Annotated in this window: 16 protein-coding genes and 1 tRNA gene; 5 read left to right on the top strand and 12 right to left on the bottom strand. The window is 71.0% G+C overall.

Annotation, left to right across the window (positions count from 1 at the left end):
- Window positions 1-9: 9 nt before the first annotated feature.
- Window positions 10-1,188 (bottom strand): CaiB/BaiF CoA transferase family protein, encoded by a 1,179-nt coding sequence (locus NHL51_RS00800; protein ID WP_434141055.1) that lies wholly within the window; start codon window positions 1,186-1,188, stop codon window positions 10-12.
- An 84-nt stretch (window positions 1,189-1,272) separates the two neighbouring features.
- Between NHL51_RS00800 and NHL51_RS00795 the strand changes: the two genes are divergently transcribed.
- Complete coding sequence (locus NHL51_RS00795) at window positions 1,273-2,784, top strand: PucR family transcriptional regulator (RefSeq protein WP_434141054.1); 1,512 nt, start codon at window positions 1,273-1,275, stop codon at window positions 2,782-2,784.
- A 24-nt stretch (window positions 2,785-2,808) separates the two neighbouring features.
- Here NHL51_RS00795 and NHL51_RS00790 read toward each other — a convergent pair whose 3' ends face one another.
- From NHL51_RS00790 to NHL51_RS00775, 4 genes are all read right to left on the bottom strand, one after another.
- A complete protein-coding gene (locus NHL51_RS00790) occupies window positions 2,809-2,982 on the bottom strand; it encodes a hypothetical protein (protein ID WP_434141052.1) in 174 nt (57 codons plus the stop codon).
- A 161-nt stretch (window positions 2,983-3,143) separates the two neighbouring features.
- On the bottom strand, window positions 3,144-3,821 hold the full coding sequence (locus tag NHL51_RS00785; protein ID WP_434141050.1) for a hypothetical protein: 678 nt from the start codon (window positions 3,819-3,821) through the stop codon (window positions 3,144-3,146).
- Between the two features lie 27 nt (window positions 3,822-3,848).
- Window positions 3,849-4,376, bottom strand: a complete 528-nt coding sequence (locus tag NHL51_RS00780) for an amino-acid N-acetyltransferase (protein WP_434141048.1) — start codon at window positions 4,374-4,376, stop codon at window positions 3,849-3,851.
- Window positions 4,377-4,477: 101 nt separating this feature from the next.
- The gene (locus NHL51_RS00775; RefSeq protein WP_434141046.1) at window positions 4,478-7,003 is read right to left on the bottom strand and encodes an ATP-dependent Clp protease ATP-binding subunit; all 2,526 of its coding nucleotides are present in this window, start codon (window positions 7,001-7,003) and stop codon (window positions 4,478-4,480) included.
- A 185-nt stretch (window positions 7,004-7,188) separates the two neighbouring features.
- Between NHL51_RS00775 and NHL51_RS00770 the strand changes: the two genes are divergently transcribed.
- The 3 genes from NHL51_RS00770 to NHL51_RS00760 are packed head-to-tail and all read left to right on the top strand — an operon-like array spanning window position 7,189 to window position 8,676.
- Entirely contained in the window at window positions 7,189-7,806 is a 618-nt protein-coding gene (locus tag NHL51_RS00770; RefSeq protein WP_434141044.1) for a hypothetical protein, read from the top strand.
- Window positions 7,806-8,036, top strand: coding sequence for a helix-turn-helix domain-containing protein (locus NHL51_RS00765; RefSeq protein WP_434141042.1), 231 nt, complete (start codon window positions 7,806-7,808; stop codon window positions 8,034-8,036). The genes NHL51_RS00770 and NHL51_RS00765 overlap by 1 nt, the downstream gene beginning before the upstream one ends.
- Before the next feature lie 37 nt (window positions 8,037-8,073).
- Window positions 8,074-8,676: a histidine phosphatase family protein gene (locus NHL51_RS00760; RefSeq protein WP_434141040.1), complete on the top strand. Its 603-nt coding sequence runs from the start codon at window positions 8,074-8,076 to the stop codon at window positions 8,674-8,676.
- Window positions 8,677-8,715: 39 nt separating this feature from the next.
- Here NHL51_RS00760 and NHL51_RS00755 read toward each other — a convergent pair whose 3' ends face one another.
- From NHL51_RS00755 to NHL51_RS00745, 3 genes are all read right to left on the bottom strand, one after another.
- Window positions 8,716-10,140 carry a serine hydrolase domain-containing protein gene (locus NHL51_RS00755; protein WP_434141038.1) on the bottom strand — a complete coding sequence of 475 codons (1,425 nt, stop codon included), beginning with the start codon at window positions 10,138-10,140 and terminating at the stop codon, window positions 8,716-8,718.
- Between the two features lie 54 nt (window positions 10,141-10,194).
- Complete coding sequence (locus NHL51_RS00750; RefSeq protein ID WP_434141036.1) at window positions 10,195-12,216, bottom strand: biotin carboxylase; 2,022 nt, start codon at window positions 12,214-12,216, stop codon at window positions 10,195-10,197.
- A 194-nt stretch (window positions 12,217-12,410) separates the two neighbouring features.
- Window positions 12,411-12,758, bottom strand: a complete 348-nt coding sequence (locus tag NHL51_RS00745; RefSeq protein ID WP_434141034.1) for a YbjQ family protein — start codon at window positions 12,756-12,758, stop codon at window positions 12,411-12,413.
- Window positions 12,759-12,874: 116 nt separating this feature from the next.
- Here NHL51_RS00745 and NHL51_RS00740 point away from each other — a divergent pair, with 116 nt between their 5' ends.
- A complete protein-coding gene (locus NHL51_RS00740; protein WP_434141033.1) occupies window positions 12,875-13,759 on the top strand; it encodes a helix-turn-helix domain-containing protein in 885 nt (294 codons plus the stop codon).
- Here the strand turns inward: NHL51_RS00740 and NHL51_RS00735 are convergent.
- The 4 genes from NHL51_RS00735 to NHL51_RS00720 form a co-directional block, all read right to left on the bottom strand.
- On the bottom strand, window positions 13,739-14,998 hold the full coding sequence (locus NHL51_RS00735) for an MFS transporter (protein WP_434141031.1): 1,260 nt from the start codon (window positions 14,996-14,998) through the stop codon (window positions 13,739-13,741). The genes NHL51_RS00740 and NHL51_RS00735 overlap by 21 nt on opposite strands.
- A 93-nt stretch (window positions 14,999-15,091) precedes the next feature.
- On the bottom strand, window positions 15,092-16,240 hold the full coding sequence (locus tag NHL51_RS00730; RefSeq protein ID WP_434141030.1) for a calcium:proton antiporter: 1,149 nt from the start codon (window positions 16,238-16,240) through the stop codon (window positions 15,092-15,094).
- 75 nt (window positions 16,241-16,315) lie between these two features.
- A tRNA-Ala gene (locus NHL51_RS00725) sits at window positions 16,316-16,388 on the bottom strand.
- 67 nt (window positions 16,389-16,455) lie between these two features.
- Window positions 16,456-17,526: a hypothetical protein gene (locus NHL51_RS00720; protein ID WP_434141029.1), complete on the bottom strand. Its 1,071-nt coding sequence runs from the start codon at window positions 17,524-17,526 to the stop codon at window positions 16,456-16,458.
- Window positions 17,527-17,571: the final 45 nt, after the last annotated feature.

The following is a 17,571-nucleotide window of genomic DNA, read 5'->3' as shown; positions in this document are numbered from 1 at the left end:
CGGGCGGCGTCAGCGGGGCAGCCATGCGGCGCCCTGGTGCTCGCCGAGCGCCGGGGGCGGCGTGCCGTAGCGCGCGGGGGTGCGCGAGAGGTGGATGGGCAGCGCGACCGATCGCAGCTGCTGCGGCCGGCCCGCCTCGTCTGCGGCCGGGGTGGCGGCGACGACGTCGAGGCCGAGGGTTTCGGCGAGCTCGAAGGCCTGTCCGATCGTGTTCACGCGGCCGGCGGGGACGTTCGCGGCGGTGAACGCGTCGATCCATTCGGCGGCGGGGCGCGTGACGAGCCGGGCTTCGAGGGCGGGCTTCAGCTCGGCTCGGTGGGCCACGCGAGCCTCGTTCGTCGCGAAGCGGGCGTCGCGCGCGAGGCCCGGCTCGCCGAGCGTCTCGCACAGTCGCGCGAACTGTCCATCGGTGCCCACGGCGAGCGCGAGCGTCTGATCGGCGGTGCGGAAGGTCTCGTACGGCGCGATCGAGGGGTGCGCATTGCCGAGCCGCCCGGGCGACCGGCCCGTCTCGAGGGTGGAGGAGGCCTGGTTCGCGAGCGCCGACAGCAGCGACCCGAGCAGGGTGATGCGCACGTGCTGGCCGCGGCCCGCTGCATGCTCTGCGTCGCGAGCGCGCAGCGCGGCCTGGATGCCGACGACGGCGTTGAGCCCGGTGAGGATGTCGACGAGCGCCACACCGACCTTCAGCGGCTCGCCGCCTTCGGCATCGCTCGGTCCGGTGATGCTCATGAGCCCGCCGACGGCCTGCACGAGCAGGTCGTAGCCCGGCAGGTCGGCCCCGGCGCCGTCGCCGAAGCCCGAGATCGAGCAGTAGACGACTCCCGGGTTCGCGGCGGCCACGCGCTCGTAGTCGAGGTCGAAGCGGGCCATGGTGCCCGGCTTGAAATTCTCGATGACGACGTCGGCGGTGCGGGCGAGCTCGGTCGCGGTGCGGAGGCCCTCGGAGTCGCGCAGATCGCACACGACCGAGCGCTTGCCGCGGTTGACGCCCGCGTAGTAGGTGCTCTGGCCGATGGCGTTCACCGGAGGCGTCCACTGGCGGGTGCCGTCGCCCTCGGGGCTCTCGATCTTGATGACGTCCGCCCCGAGATCTGCGAGCATCATCGTGGCGTGCGGCCCCGCGAGCACTCGCGAGAAGTCGGCCACGCGAATGCCGGCGAGCGGTGCTTGCGCTTCTGCTTCCATGCCCTCAGCCTAGGGCGGCCGCAACACGCATCCATGGGCAGCATTGCACAGTCCTGAGGGATCGGGATATGCAAGAATCGCATCATGACCACGCTCTCCCAGCTGCTCGCCGCCCCCGGGCTCGGGCTCCGCCTCATCCAGGCCGGGCCAGACGACCCCGAGATCAGCTGGGTGTCGATCACCGAACTGCTCGCCCTCGGGCCGTACCTCGAGGGCGGAGAGGTGATCCTCACCACCGGTCTCTCGCTCGCGCACGACGACCGGCGCTGGCACGACTTCACGGCCGGGCTCAGCCGCGCCCGCATCGCCGCTATCGGCTTCGGCATCGGCATCGCGCACGACGCCGTGCCGCCCGCCCTCGTGCGCGCCGCCAGCACCTACCGCGTCGCGCTCTTCGAAGTGCCGCTGCCGACCCCGTTCATCGCGGTGAGCAAGGCCGTCGCCGAACTGCTGCGCTCGGACGAGCTGCGCGCCACCCGCAGCGCGCTCGGCGCCGCGCAGCGCATTCTCGACGCGTCGCGGGGCGAGCACGAACCCGCCGAGGTGCTCGCCACAATGGCGCAGGCCACCGGCCGGCACCTCGCACTCATCGGCACCGACGGCTCCCGCATCGCGAGCACCGGCCGGTATGCGGCCCTCGCGTCGAGCGGCGCCGTCGAACGCATCGACCTCGACGATGCGGGAACGCTGCAGCTCGCCGTCGCCGGTTCGGAGCCGCTGAGCCCCAGCGGCCGCTCGGTCATCGCGGCGGGCGCGATCGTACTCGGTATCGGGCTGCGCGGCGACCGCGCCGACGCCAATCGCGAGCGCGAACGCTGGGAGCGCCTGACCGCGGGGCTGCTCGACGGCAGCCAGTCGCCGGCTGCTGCTGCGGTGCTCTCCCCCGACTTCCGCCTACCGGCCCGAGTGCGGGCGGTCGCCGTGCAGGGCGCCGCCGAAGACGTGTCGGCCTGGCGCCGGCGGCCGCGCACCGGCGCCGACCGCCTCATTGCGCCCGACCCCGGGGCGCACCCCGACGCGAGCGGCCTCGCCCTCGCCTGGCAGCTGTGCGCCGATATCGACGACCGGCTGCAGCGCGCGATCGCGGCGACCGCCCACCACGGCCTCGACGCCGTCATCGGCCGGCCCGTGCCGCTCGAGGACGCCGCCATCAGCGCCCGCTCGGCGCGTGCCGGGCTGCGGTCGCTGTCGCTCACCGACCCGCTGTACGAGACGCCGCGCACGCCCGCCGCCGTCTGGGCCGACCGCGAGACCCCCGTGATCGAGGCCTTGCTCGAGCTTCCCGGCGCGGGCGAGCGGCTCGCCCTGCGCGTGCTCGGCGCGCTCTCGCGCGGGGCCGGCGATGGCGCTGAAACCGGCGGCGACCTGTCGACGGCCGACCGCGCAACGCTGCGCGACACCCTCGTCGCGCTCTTCACCGCCGACGGTCAGCGCGGGCCGACCGCGGCGGCGCTCGGCATTCACCGCAATACGCTGCGGGATCGCATCGCACGCATCGAGCGCATCACCGACCGTTCTCTCGCGAGCGCCGACGACCGCGCCGAGCTGTGGCTGGCGCTGCGGGTCGAGGAGCTGCGGTCGCCGGCCGTCGGGTGATGAGACCCCTCGGCCTCGGGCGCATTATTCGGCCGCTGCCTCGCTTTCGCGATGGGGTTCGTGCAGATCGCGCAGCGCGTCGTCGACCTTGTCATGCAAGAAGTCATCGACGAGCTTGTCGACACCGACGGCTTCGTTCGTGCCATCGAGGATCTCCACCCGGATACCGGTCTCAGATGCTCTCAGTTTCTTCTCCATAGCATCACCATAACCCCGTTTCGACTCGGGGCGGCGGGCTCGAGCTGGAATTTTACCGATCTGCAGCATTCGCCCTCTCGCAGCGCGGTGCGGCGCGACCGGCCCCGCGGAGAGGCCGTACGAACGGGCCCCGAACGGGCGGCGCGGGGCCGGGCGGGCCGTCAGTACAGCAGGAACTGAGCGGTGTCGGTGCCCGTGACCCCGCCCGCGGTGGCGACGAGGTGGTACGAGGCGCCGGCGGCCGGCACCTTCTCGCGCTCGATGCCGCAGGTCTCGGGGTCGGAGCGCTCGCGCACCCACGGCACCGTCTCGCTCGTGAGGGGCTTGCCCGGGTCGAGCACGACCGCGAGGCTCTTCGGGTTCTCCTGGCAGTCGACGGAGCGCCAGACCTCGTCTTCGCCGCTCGTGATGGCGAAGGTCATGCCGGCCGTGCCGAGGTCGGCCGAGCAGGGCTCGGTGCCGGTGTTCTCGACCGTGAGCGAGAGCTGCGGGTCCTCGCCCTCGGCGTACCCGGACTTGTCGGTCAGCGGCACGACTGCCAGCTGGGTCGGGGCGCAGGCGGCGACCTCGCCCTCGGGCGCCGGCGTCTCGCGCGGCAGGTCGGCCGGCACCTCCACCTGCGAGGCGTTGCGGGCGCCGCCGCTCGACCCGGGTTTCAGGAAGACCAGTACGACGACCGCGACGATCGCGATGAATCCGGCGAGCACGAGCAGGCGCCGTCTGAGGTACACGCCGCGCGCCTTCGGGCCGACGGGGTTGCGCAGCGCGCCCATCGTGCCCGATCGTTCTGATGCACGCTCGTGTCCCGCGTCCTCGGGGGCTCTCGGCGACTTCGACATGTCGCCAGCGTATCCGGCCCGCCTCGGTTACAGGTGCTTCAGCATGCGCGTGTTGCCGAGCGTGTTCGGCTTCACGCGGGCGAGGTCGAGGAACTCCGCGACGCCCTCGTCGTTCGAGCGCAGCAGCTCGGCGTAGACTTCGGCCGCGACGAGCTCGGCGTTCTCGCTCACGACGTCGAAGCCGTGCCGGCCGAAGAAGTCGGTCTCGAAGGTCAGGCAGAACAGCTGGGTGAGTCCGAGCGCGCGGGCGCGATCGGACAGCGCCTCGAGCAGCAGGTGACCGATGCCCCGCCCGAGGTACTGCTGCGAAACGCCGAGCGTGCGCACCTCGCCGAGCTGCTCCCACATGACGTGCACGGCGCCGTAGCCGATGATCTCTTCACCCTCCGGCGCATCGACGACCGCGACGAGGAACTCGGGCACGGCCGCGTAGAGGTCGACGAGGTCCTTGCCGAGCAGGATGCGCTTCGCGACGAGCGGCTCCATGAGCGCGACGATGCGGGGCACATCGCTGGTGCGCGCGCTGCGAATGCTGATGGGCTCGGTCGCGTTCATCCCTCCAGCATAGTGAGCGGTGCCGGTGCCGCGCGGCCCGGAACGGCGAGAACCCCGGAGGCCAGGGGCGCTCCGGGGTTCTCGGCTCGTCTCGCGCTGCGCTACTCGGCCGTGCCGGGCGTCGCGGCGGTCGAAGCCACGGCGGCGGCCGAGGAGGCCGAGGTCTTGCCGTGCTCCTTCTCACTCGCGCGCTCGGTCTCGAAGGTGAACGCCCCGTCGACGAAGTCGACCTTCACCAGGTCGCCGGCGAGCAGCTCGGCGCCGAGGATCTGCTCGGAGAGGCGGTCTTCGATCTCGCGCTGGAGCGCGCGGCGCAGCGGGCGGGCGCCGAGCGTCGGGTCGTAACCGACCTCGGCCAGGCGCTCGCGCGCGGCCTGCGCGACCTCGATATGCATGTCGCGATCGAGCAGGCGATCCTTCAGCTGCTTCACGAAGAGGTCGACGATCTGCAGCAGCTCGGCCTTCGTGAGCTGCGGGAACACAATCGTGTCGTCGACGCGGTTCAGGAACTCGGGTTTGAAGTGCTTCTTCAGCTCCTCGTTGACCTTGCCCTTCATCATGTCGTAGCCGATCTGGGTGTCGCCCTCGATCTGGAAGCCCACCGGGCCGCCCGCGATCGCCGACGAACCGAGGTTCGTGGTCATGATGATGACGGTGTTCTTGAAGTCGACGACGCGGCCCTGGCCGTCGGTCAGGCGACCCTCCTCGAGGATCTGCAGCAGCGAGTTGAAGATGTCGGGGTGAGCCTTCTCGATCTCGTCGAACAGCACGACCGAGAACGGCTTGCGGCGCACGCGCTCGGTGAGCTGGCCGCCCTCTTCGAAGCCGACGAACCCGGGAGGGGCGCCGAAGAGGCGCGACACGGTGTGCTTCTCGCCGTACTCCGACATGTCGAGCGAGATCAGCGCGTCCTCGTCGTCGAAGAGGAACTCGGCGAGCGCCTTCGCGAGTTCGGTCTTGCCGACGCCCGTGGGGCCGGCGAAGATGAACGAGCCCGAAGGGCGCTTCGGATCCTTGAGACCCGCGCGCTGGCGGCGGATCGTCTTCGCGAGAGCCGAGATGGCCTCGTTCTGGCCGATGACGCGCTGGTGCAGCGCCTCCTCCATGAAGCGGAGGCGCGAGGTCTCCTCTTCGGTGAGCTTGAAGACGGGGATGCCGGTCGCCTGGGCGAGCACCTCGGCGATCAGACCCTCATCGACCTCGGCGTGGGTGGCGACGTCGCCGGCGCGCCACTGCTTCTCGAGACGCAGGCGCTCGGCGATGAGCTTCTTCTCCTCGTCGCGCTTGCCGGCGGCCTTCTCGAAGTCCTGCTCCTCGATCGCATGCTCCTTATCGGCGCGCACGACCGCGATCTTCTCGTCGAATTCGCGCAGCTCGGGCGGCGATGAGAGGATCGACAGCCGCAGGCGCGCGCCGGCCTCGTCGATCAGGTCGATGGCCTTGTCGGGCAGGAAGCGATCCTGCACGTAGCGGTCGGCGAGATTCACCGCGGCGACGATCGCACCGTCGGTGATGGAGACCTTGTGGTGCGCCTCGTAGCGGTCGCGCAGGCCCTTCAGGATGTTGATCGAATGCGGCAGCGACGGCTCGTTCACCATGATCGGCTGGAAGCGGCGTTCGAGAGCCGCATCCTTCTCGAAGTGCTTGCGGAACTCGTCGAGCGTGGTCGCGCCGATGGTCTGCAGCTCGCCGCGGGCCAGCATGGGCTTCAGGATGTTCGCGGCGTCGATCGCGCCCTCGGCGGCACCCGCGCCGACGAGGGTGTGGATCTCGTCGATGAAGATGATGATGTCGCCGCGGTTGCGGATCTCCTTGGTGACCTTCTTCAGGCGCTCCTCGAAATCGCCGCGATAGCGGCTGCCCGCGATCATCGACGACAGGTCGAGCACGTAGACCTGCTTGTCCTTCAGCGTCTCGGGCACCTCGCCCTTGACGATGGCCTGAGCGAGGCCCTCGACGACGGCGGTCTTGCCGACGCCGGGCTCGCCGATCAGCACGGGATTGTTCTTGGTGCGGCGCGAGAGGATCTGCATGACCCGCTCGACCTCCTTCTCGCGCCCGATGACCGGGTCGAGCTTGCCCTCGCGGGCGGCCTGCGTGAGATTGCGGCCGAAGTTGTCGAGCACCTGCGAGCCCTTGGTCTCGCCCTGCTGCTCGGGGGCGCCGACGGTCGCGCTCTCCTTGCCGGCCTGGTAGCCCGACAGCAGCTGGATGACGGTCTGGCGCACGCGGTTCAGGTCGGCCCCGAGCTTCACGAGCACCTGGGCGGCGACGCCCTCGCCCTCGCGGATGAGGCCGAGCAGGATGTGCTCGGTGCCGATGTAGTTGTGGCCGAGCTGCAGGGCCTCGCGCAGGCTCAGCTCGAGCACCTTCTTCGCGCGGGGCGTGAAGGGGATGTGGCCGGCCGGCGGCTGCTGGCCGGTGCCGATGATGTCGGTCACCTGCGCGCGCACGGCGTCGAGCGAGATATCGAGCTGCTCGAGGGCCTTCGCTGCGACGCCCTCGCCCTCGTGGATGAGGCCGAGCAGGATGTGCTCGGTGCCGATGTAGTTGTGGTTGAGCATCTTCGCCTCTTCCTGGGCGAGGACGACCACACGGCGGGCGCGATCGGTGAATCTCTCGAACATCTCTTCTACCTCCTGGGGCCGGTGTCGCGTCGACGGGTCGACTCCGGCCGATGCATCAAGGCTACGGGCTGGCCCGGCGTCGCGGGGCCCTGTTCGCCGTCGGCGTTACCGGCCCTTGACAGGACGGGGTGCGATCCGTTAATTTATCGAAAAGCGATAACAACGATAATCGATAAGGAACGATCATGAGCCGCGCAACCTCCCCCTACGTGCCGCCCCGCGGCGATCGATGGTCGCTCTGGGCGTTCATCGTCGCCGGCGCCGTCATCACCGTCTGGACCGCGGCGGCCGGTGCCGCCCGCATCATCGAGGTGCTCGGGCCGGGGCCCGTGCCGGTCGAGGTGCAATTCGCCGGAGCCCCGGCCGAGATCGCCACCGGCGCCGCGGGCAGCCTGCCCGTCGAGGTCGAATCGGCCGTCATCCGGGCGACCGAGCTGCCCGGCGTCTCCCTCGCCGCCGGAGTGGCGGGCCCGATCGTCACCGTGCTGACGACCGCGACGATCGCGATCTGCCTCGCGCTCCTGGCCTATTCGACCCTGAGCGGCCGCGTCTTCAGCCGGCGCAATACCCGCCTGGTGACGACCGCCGTGCTGACCGGGCTCATCGGCTTCTCGATCGCGAACCTGTGCAGCACGATGCTCGCGAACGGGGCGGTCGCCTGGGCGACGGATCGGCAGCTCGACAATCTCGTGTTCGCTTTCGAACCGGCGACCTACATCGCCGTCGCGTTCGCGGGCGGCCTCATCGCCGCGGTCTTCGCGATCGGCGAGCGGCTGCAGCGCGACACCGAGGGGCTGATCTGATGCCCCCCGAGGAGGCCCATGCGATCCGCTGCCGCCTCGACGCGCTGCTCGCGGCGCGAGGCATGACCCTCACCGAACTGAGCGAGCGCGTCGGCGTGAGCATCGTGAACCTCTCGGTGCTGAAGAACGACCGCGCGAAGGCGATCCGCTTCTCGACGCTCACCGCGATCTGCCGGGTGCTCGAGTGCGAGGTCGGCGAGCTGCTCGTCATCGCCGACGACCGCGGATGATCACGAACACCCCAGACGCCCCGGCTACGGTAGCGGTATGACGACTCACGCATCGCGCAGCAATTCGATCGTCGTGATCCGGCACGGCGAGACCGACTGGAACTCGGCCCGCCGTATCCAGGGGCGCACGGAGGTGCCGCTCAACGCAGTTGGCCGCGCGCAGGCCGCCGAAACGGCGGCCCTGCTCGTCGGCACCGGCCCGTGGAGCCGCGTCATCGCGTCGCCGCTCGGCCGCGCCGTCGAAACGGCGGTTATCGTCGCCGAAGCCCTCGGGCTCGACGCCCCCGCCATCGATGCGGGCGTACTCGAGCGCGACTTCGGCCCCGCCGAGGGGCTGCCGGTACCCGAGGCGCAGACCCGCTGGCCCGGCCTCGACGTGCCGGGCGCAGAATCGCTCGACGATCTCGCGCGCCGCGGCGCCGACGCCTTCGGGCGCGTTCTGCGCGAGCAGCCCGGTTCGATCGTCGTCGCCCACGGCGCCCTCATCCGCTCGGCGCTCGAGGAGCTCGCGGGCCACGAGATGCCGCGCGTGCTCAACGGCGAAGCCTGGCTGCTCGAAGCGGCGTCCGACGGGCCGGGAGCCGCAGGCCTCCCCCGGGTGCGCCGCCTCGGCGCACCGACGATCGCCGTGCCGAAGTAGGGACGAAGCCGAGCCTGGGCGCCGCCGAGGCGGCCGGGCTCAGGCCGCGCCGCTCGCGAGCGACCACGAAGCGGTGTCGAATGCCCGCAGCGTCCAGAACAGCTTCTCGGCCGCCTGCGGGGTCGGCCAGCTCGACACCTTCACGCCGACGACGCCGGTCGCGCGGTTCATATAGATCATCTGGCCGTGGATACCGAGCGCGAGCATGACGTCGCCGCTCTCGCCCGGGAACCAGAAGCCGTTGCGATACATGCCGCCCGGCATCATGGTCGGCTCCAGTGCCATCGCGAACGCCTCGCGCGAATCGACGCCGCCCGCGAAGGTGTCGTCGACCCACGATTCGGGAAGCACCCGGGTGCCGTCGAGCCCGACGCCGCCGTTCACGAACAGGTGGCCGAAACGGGCGAGGTCGCGCATCGCCGCCGAGACGCCGCCGTCGAACATGCCGCCGCCGACGCTGTCGACACCGACGTGGGCGTCGTACTCTGCCCCCATCGGCTTCCACAGCAGATCCGACATGACGTCGGCGGTGTGCCGGCCGGTCGCCCCCTCGATGACGAAGCCGAGCGCGTCGGTCTCGCACGACTTGTAGTCGAAGGCGCCGCCGTGCGGGCCGCTCTGACCGAGGGTCGCGAGGAACCCGAGCAGGCTGTCGGGCACGTGCGGGTGCCGCTTCGGCGCCCAGCCGATGGCCTCTTCGAGCAGCCGTACCTCGGCGTCGGCGTCGAGATACGCCTCCGAGAACTTCACCCCGGTGCGCATGTCGACGAGGTGGCGCACGATCGACCCCTCGTACCCCGACCCCGCGAGCTGCGGCACGTACCGCGTCGTGGGCGCATCGAGGTCGAGCTCGCCCGAGCTCGCGAGGATGCCGGCGGTCGTCGCGGTGAGCGACTTCGAGACCGACATGAGCAGATGCATGCCGCCGCGCGTGTAGTCGCCGTAGTACTGCTCGCCGACCATCTCGCCGCGGTGCAGCACCATCCAGCCGTCGCCCTCGGTCGTCGCCATGACGTCGGCGAACGAGGCCACGCGGTTCTCCCACGGGTGCGCGACCGTAAGGCTGCGCAGCTCGGCCTGCCGGTACCCGAAGTCGCTCGTCCGCTCGCCGCGCGCGATCTTGTGCACGGGCAGGAACGTCTCGATGTTCTGCATCGACCATCGCAGGTACGGGGCGAACTGCCACTGGTCGAGCGGCGGCGGGTACGCGACCCGCCCCGGGTCCCCGGTCGGCGCGCCGGGCACCATGATGGCGCCGGTCGGCGGGCTCGGGTCAGGGACGGGCACGGGCACGGCAGGCGCAACGGGCACGGCAGGGATCCCTGTGGCTGCCGGGATCGGTGCTGCGGGGGCCGCGGGCACCACGGGCGGCACGACCGGAATCGCGCCGGTCGCCGGCGGGTAGCCGTAATCGGCCGCCCCGGCTGCCGCTGCGGGCGTGATCGGATCGAAGTCAGCGGGCATTCTTCCAGTATCCCACCCCGCGGATTCGCCCCGCGTTCGCCCGGGAGGCGCCCGTCATCCCTTCGCCGAACCGTTCTTCGGCGATTCACCGCCCTGCTCGATGACGGTCGTTCGGTACATGCCCCGGATCGCGTCGATCAGATACTTCGCATGCAGGGTGAGCCCGCCGTGGTCGCCCTCGAGGTACCCCTTCGTCACGAGGATGCCGAGGTCCGACCCCTTCCAGCGGTAATCGCCCGCATTGTAGATGCGCAGGTAGAAGGCCTCGCGGTCGGTGCGCAGCGAATGCCAGTCGAGGCTCGGGTTGCTGTACACGAGCGAACCGTCCTGGGCGATGACGTAGCGGCCGGTGCGCGGCGCGACGTCGATGAGCTCGACCGAGTCGGAGGTGTGCTTGATCACCATGTGGCTCCACTCGTCCTCAGAGGCAAGCTCCTCCCACCGCTTGTTGATCTCGTCCATGTCGATCTCGAAGTCGATGCCCGAGTACTCGAGCAGGTGGAACGCGAACAGCGGCATGTCGGCGTAGGCGCCGGCGGTGACATTCGTGATCGCCGAGGCCCCGCTCACGCGCGGGTTCAGCTCGCCGAGATAGACGTCGCCCGTGTCGGTGTCGAGCAGCACATCGACCTCGAAGAAGCCGCGGTACCCCTCCTTGCCGAGCCGATCGCCGAGCGTGCGCACGAGCCTGATCGCCTCGTGGCGGCTCTCGTCGTCGAGCACGGTCGGGAACATCTCGTTGCCCGCCCAGCCGCCGCGGTACGGGGTGAGCTCGCGGTGCCCCGTGATCTCGGTCATGCACGGGCCGACGATGGTGCCGTGCCGGGTGAGCACCGCCTCGATCGCGATCGGCCGATGGTTGATGCGCTTCATCACCTTGATCTCGACGTCGGTCACCTCATCGGCGATCGCGGCGAACTCGGCCTCGCTCGTCACGAAGTACGTCGTCTTGCCCGAATCGCCGTAGGCGGTCTGGATCACCAGATCCTGCCCGAGCCCTGCCTCGTCGGCGACCGTGACGAGCTCGTCCCAGCCGGCGACCTGCGTCAGCGCGTTCGGCACGCTCGGCACGCCCACCGAGTCGGCGATCTGCGTGGTGACGATCTTCGAGTCGAGCCGCTCGCGCAGCGCATGGCTCGGCAGGATCAGCTCGTAGTCGAGCTCCTCGCAGATGCGCTCGGTCTCCTCGTCGAAGAAGACCATGACCACCTTCGGGCGCACCCCGGGCGGGGTACGGCTCTCGATGTGGGCGCGCACTTCGTGGTTGCGCAGCAGCCAGTTGTTGATGTCTTCGCCGCTCTGGAAGTCGACGTGCGGCTTGTGCGCCGGCGTGAAGACGCGCGGGTGATTGCCGTCCCAGCTGTCGTAGTAGGCGATGTACGAGAAGCCGCGCACCCACCGGTCGAGACCGAGCAGGTTGAAGGCCGTCGCGCCGATGAAGAACACCGGCGTCTCGCTCGTACGGAAGTAATGCCTGATCTCGGAGATGTTCTTGAGCTTGGTCCAGCCGCTGCGACCGATCGAGATCGGCCCCGGAGCGGTCTGGCGCTTCGAGCGGCGGCGCTTCTTGCGTTCGAGCGGAGGGGCGTCCGTTCCGGTGCCCGTCAGGGAACCGCCTTTCGCAGCGCCGCCCTTGAGCGCACCGCCCTTGAGGCCGGGCGCCGGGGCCGTCTGCGCGGCTCCCGCCGCCGGGGGCAGCATCGCCCCGCCCTTCGCGGTCGACTGGCTCTTCGACGCGGCCGGCACGGCAGGCGCTGCCGCGGTCGTCGGGGCCGCGGCCCCGGCCGGCTTCGCGACGGTCTTCTTCGCCGCGGGTTTCGCGGTGGTCTTCTTCGCGACGGGCTTCGCGGTGGTCTTCGCGGCCGCGGGCTTCGCGGTGGTCTTCGCGGCCGCGGGCTTCGCGGCGGGCTTCGCGGCCGCGGGCTTCGCGGCGGGCTTCCGGACGGCAACGGTCTTCTTCGCCACGGGTTTCGCAGCGGGCTTCACCGCCCCGGCGGCCGGGGGCGCTGCGCCCGCGGAGGCGTCGGCCCCCGCTGCTGCGGTTCGAGGGGTCTGTGGAGTAGCTTCACGCGCCATTGCGTTTCCTTCCATCGAAGACGGTGCACGCATCCTCCCACGCAACTCCCACCGGAGCAAAACCGGAGGTGCGCGACCCCGGAACCGAAACGTGGAGCCGTACGCACCAACCGCGCACTAGCGGTGGTGCATACGGCTCCACGGGAGAGGGGCGCTCCGGCAGATCACGCCCGAGCGCGCATGGGCGCCTGCGGCTACTGCGCCGGCGCGGCGGGGGCGGTCGGCTCGATCGGCTCGATGACGACCGCAGTGCCGTAGGCGCAGAACTCGGTGAAGTTGCCGATGGCTCCCGAGTCGAAGCGCATACCGATCACGGCGTTCGCCCCGCGCTGCTGCGCCTCGGTCCACATGCGCTGCATGACCTCCCACCGCGACTCGTAGATGACCTGCGTGTACTCGGTCATCTCGCCGCCGCCGAGCGAGCGGAAACCTGCGGTGAAGTTCTGGCCGAAGTTCGCCGAGCGAACGGTGAGGCCCATTACTTCTCCGAAGACCTGCGTCACCCGGTAGCCGGGTACATCGTTGGTCGTGACTACGAACATCTGCGCCTCCAGGGTGCATCGGGGTGGGTGAACTGCGGTCGGGTTCGCACAGCCGCATCCAGAATAATGCGGTGCGCCGCAGGAATACCGCGCAGAGGCACGGCGTTGCTGCAGTTATGGCCGAGCCCCGCACCTCCCCCGCCTCGATCGACCGTGTACTCTCCGAGGTCGACGCCCGCGTGCGGCAGCAGCATCGGGTCTCGCTCGAGCCCGGCGAGGTCCTCGCCATCCGCAGCGGCGAAGCGACGCTCGTCTACGTGATCGACGGCGGGCTCTGCACCGCCGCCCAGGGCGCCGCCGCCGGCGGTCCGATCGGGCTCGCGGCGGGCGACGCCCGCCTCTTCACCGGGCGCGACGCGCACTCGCTGATCTCGGGCGGCGCCTTCGTGCTCGTCTCGACCTTCGACTTCTCAGCCTCCGGGGCGGGCGTGCTCGAGCTGCTGCCCGGCACCGTGACCGCGATCGATCTGCGCCGCAGTGCGCCGGCGGTCGCCGCTCTCGCGGCGCAGCTCGGGCGCGAGCGCAGCAGCGCCGAACCGGCGCCGATGCTGTGCGACGAGATGCCGGGCAGCACGCTCATCTGCGAGATGATGGCGAAGACCGTGCTCGTCTCCGTGATCCAGAGCTGGGTCGTCGGCGGCTGCGCTCCGCTCGGCTGGCCCTCGCGCACCGACGATCCGCATCTCGATCGGGTGGTCGAGGCCATGCACGCCGAGCCCGGGCGCGACTGGACGGTCGAAGATCTCGCCCGCACCGGGGCGATGTCGAGGTCGGTGTTCGCCGAGCGGTTCCGCGCAGCCATGGGCACCTCCCCCGCCGAGTACCTCGCCGGTGTGCGCATCCGCCAGGCGCAGCAGCTGCTGGCCCGAGGCCTCGGCGTCTCCGAAGTGTCGCGCGCGATCGGCTACGGCTCCGATGACGGGTTCAGCCGCGCGTTCCGCCGACGGGTCGGCACGAGCCCGTCGACGTGGCGCACGGCGCTACGCGCTCCGGCGTCCTGACCGGCCCGCGAGGCCGAACAGCGCTCCCCCGACGCCGAGCAGCGCGGCTCCGACGACGAACACCGGCACGATGCCGATGGCGTCGACGATGGCGCCGCCGACGCCCGCCGCGAGCATGATACCGGCCTGGAAACCGAGCACGATGAGGCTGCCGCCCGCTTCGAGCAGGTCGGGCATGCGGCCTCCCACCCACGTGTTGGCGACGAGCAGCCACGAGGCGAAGAAAAAGCCCCACACGAACACTGCGGCGCCCGTCGCCCCGAGCGAACCGGCGCTGGCGATGACGAGCAGCAGGAAGGCCGCGATGGTCATCGGGGTGAGCACCGCGAGCACGCGGTACGCGCGGTCGACGAAGGCGCCGAAGACGAGGTTGCCGATGAGGCCGCCGACGCCGAAGAGCGCGAGCAGCACGACGATCGTGTCGGGCCCGACGGTGCCGCCGCCCGCCTCGACGCGTTCGAGGGCGAGGCGCACGTACGTGTAGGCGAGGAAGTGGCCGGTGACGACGAAGACGTTCGCGACGACGCCGAGCGCGATGCCGGGCCGGCGCAGCGCACCGATCAGCACGGCGATCGACGCGGCCCGTTCTGCGGGCACCGAGGGCAGCAGCCAGCGCAGTCCGAAGGCGAGCACCGCGCTGAGCGCGGCCGCGACCACGAAGACGCCGCGCCAGCCGATCGCGTCGCCGAGCATCACACCGAGGGGCACCCCGGCGACGGTGGCGAGCGATACCCCCGCCGAGTTGAACATGACGGCGCGGCCGAGACGTTCGGGGCCGGCGATCGCAGCGGCGACCGAGATCGACATCGCCCAGAAGCCGGAGATGGCGGCGCCGAGCAGGAAGCGCGAAGCGAGCACGAGCACGAGGCCCGGCGCGAACGCGACCACGAGATTCGACACGGCGGCCGCGATCGACAGCCAGACGAGCAGCGATCGCCGGTTCAGGCGCGGAAACAGCAGGCCGACCGTCGGCGCGGCGATCAGCCCGCCGAGCGCGGTCACGGCGACCATCTGGCCGGCCTGGCCCGAACTCACGCCGAGGCCGTCGGCGATGCGGGTGAGCATGCCGCTCGGCAGGAACTCGGCGGTGACGAGGAAGAAGCTCATGAGCATCATCGTGATCAGCGCGCCGTAGTTCATGCGGCCCTGCGAGCCGGGTCGCCGCGCACGGCGGCCCGCGGACGCGGCGCCCGGGGAGTTCTCTGCGGGCACGAGTGGAATGGAGGCTGTTGCGGTCATGGATCCATCATTTCGGCCGAGCGGTCGGGCCGCCCGACCGCACGTCCACGAACCCCGACCGATCGTCCGGAACCCGCCCGGGACGCCCGACGGCTACTGGAAAACAGTCAGTCCGTAGATCAGGAAGATCGCGAGATGGGCGGCCCCGTGGATCGCGGTCACCCGGCGGCCCATGAAGCTCACGGCGGTGAGCAGCAGCGTCGCGCCGAGCAGCACGAGGTTCGTGGGGCTCTCGAAGAGCAGCACGTGCTGGTCGGTGAGGAGGCCGATCACGAGCACCGCGGGCACGGTGAGCCCGACCGTCGAGACGAGGGCGCCGTGGCAGAGGTTGCTCACGCGCTGCATCTCGCCGCCGGCCGCCGCGCGCACCGTCGTGATGGTCTCGGGAAGGAAGACGATCATCGCGATGAGCAGGCCGGTGAGCGCGACCGGTGCGCCGACGCGGTCGAGTCCGTCGTCGAGCAGCGTCGCGAGGTCGTGCGAGAGCAGCACGATCGGCAGCATGAGCGCGACGAGCAGGGCGGTGCGGGCGGTCGCCTCGGCGCGCAGCCCGAATCGGGGCTCTTCGGCCGAGGGCACCGCGTCGGTGGCAGGCCCGGGCACCGACAGAGGGCCCTCGACCTCCTGGAAATCGGCCTTCTGCGCCCCCATCTGCCGCACGAGGAAGAATGCGTAGAAGCCGAAGGTCACCACTACGATCGGCACGGTCTGCGCCGGCGAGTAGGCGCCTTTCGCACCGACGGTGCCGGGGAGCGCGAACGCGACCGCGATGAGCACGACGAGGATGGCGAGATAAGCGGTGACGCCGGCGTTGTTGGGCCGCAGCTCCGCCCCGCGCGCACGCAGCCGGCGACTGAGCCCTGCGACGAGCAGCGCGACGCCGACGACGAGGTTCATGATGATCATCGAGACCGCCATGATCGAATCGCGCGCGATCGTCGTGTGATCGCCGGGGCCGAGCATCACGGCCGAGATGAGGATCACCTCGATCATGACGATCGAGAGCGTCAGCACGAGCGTGCCGTACGGGTCGCCGAGCCGTTTCGCGAGGTGCTCGGCCTCGCCGACGACGCCGAAGGCGCTGGCGACGATGACCGCGATGATCGCGGCGAGCGCGCCCCAGAGCACGACGGCGGACGGCGCGTCGTGCAGCACCGGGCGCACGAGAGCGAGTACGAGGCACGAGCCCCAGGCCAGGGCGAGGCGCATGAGAGCGGAGGGAGTGAGGACTGCGCGGAGCACGGGGATCTCACCGTTCTGCGGGGCCGTCCCCGGCACGGGCGTTCGCCCTTCGGGTCGTCCCGGGGCGGCTTTCCGTGGATCTTAGGGGAATTGAACCCCTGACCTCGTCATTGCGAACGACGCGCTCTACCAACTGAGCTAAAGACCCTGACCGGATCACTTTAGCAGATCCGAGCGCCCGCTTCGAACACGGTGCGGCCCGTCGCGCGGCGGTGTCAGCCCGCGTTGCGGCGTCGGCGGAACACCGCGTCGAGATCGAGGCTGCCCTCGCTCGTGTCGCCGATGACGCCCATCGCCTGCAGGCGCGCGGCCCGGGCGTTCGATTCGGCGCGGCGCTGCACGGTCGCCTCGAGCGCGGCCTCGTCGGCGCGGCGCTGATCGGCCTGCGCCGCGGCCTCCGCCGTGCGGCGGGCTTCGGCGGCCAGGCGCTCGGCATCCTGCGCCAGCGGCCCCGTCGTTCCGCCCGCGGCGACGGCACCGCGGGCGCGCTCGACCTGCGCGCGGGCCTCGCGCAGCAGGATCGAGTCGGTCTGGTTCTCCATCGGCACATTCGTCTGCCCGGCACGTGCTCGGGCGAGGGCGCGGGCCCGCGAGATGCGGGCGGCGGCGACCTGCTGGGCGGCGGCGTGCGCCGCTGCCGCGGCATCCTCGCTCACCGTTTCGGGCTCCGCCGGCTCCGCGATCGGCTCCGCTGCCGCGACGGGGGGCTCGACGTTCTCGGCGGCGATCGGATGCACCTTGGCGCGGCCCGGTGCGAGCAGCACGAGCACGCCGGCACCGATTGCACCGAGCAGCGAGGCGCCGAGCAGCAGCAGCGTGCCGCTGCCCGCGAGCGCGAGCCCTGCGCCGACGCACACGCCGGCGATGCCGAGCACCGTCGCGAGCGCGGCGATGGCGCGCGCGCGGCGCACGACGGGGCGGCGCAGCTTCGCGGCCCGCTGCATCGCCTGATGCTTGCGCTGCGACTGCTGGGCGAGAATCTCGGCGCGCACCTGCTCGGCGCGCTCCGATGCGAGCTGCGCCTCGCGCTCCGCATCCTGCCTGCGCTGCGCCGTGCGCAGCAGTTTCTCCTGGGCGAGCGCTTCGCGGGCGGTCGCTTCGACGCGCACCTCCTGCGGCACCTCCGAGGTCTCGGCGAGCACTCGCAGCGTGCGCTGCAGCCGGAGCGCGTTGCGTTCGGCGGCCTTGAACTCGCGGCGTCTGAGCCATGCCGGCACCAGTACGGCGGCCCAGAGCAGCGCCGCCACCACGAAGATCACGCCACCACCCAATCCGCCGCCACTCATGCCGTAAACTGTACGGCCCCCGCGCGCGCCGTGTTCCCCGGCGCG

This window comes from Leucobacter sp. gxy201 (assembly GCF_051043335.1).
Taxonomy (GTDB): Bacteria; Actinomycetota; Actinomycetes; order Actinomycetales; family Microbacteriaceae; genus Leucobacter.
Note: the sequence above shows the minus strand (reverse complement) of the source record. Positions and strands in the feature narration are given on the sequence as shown.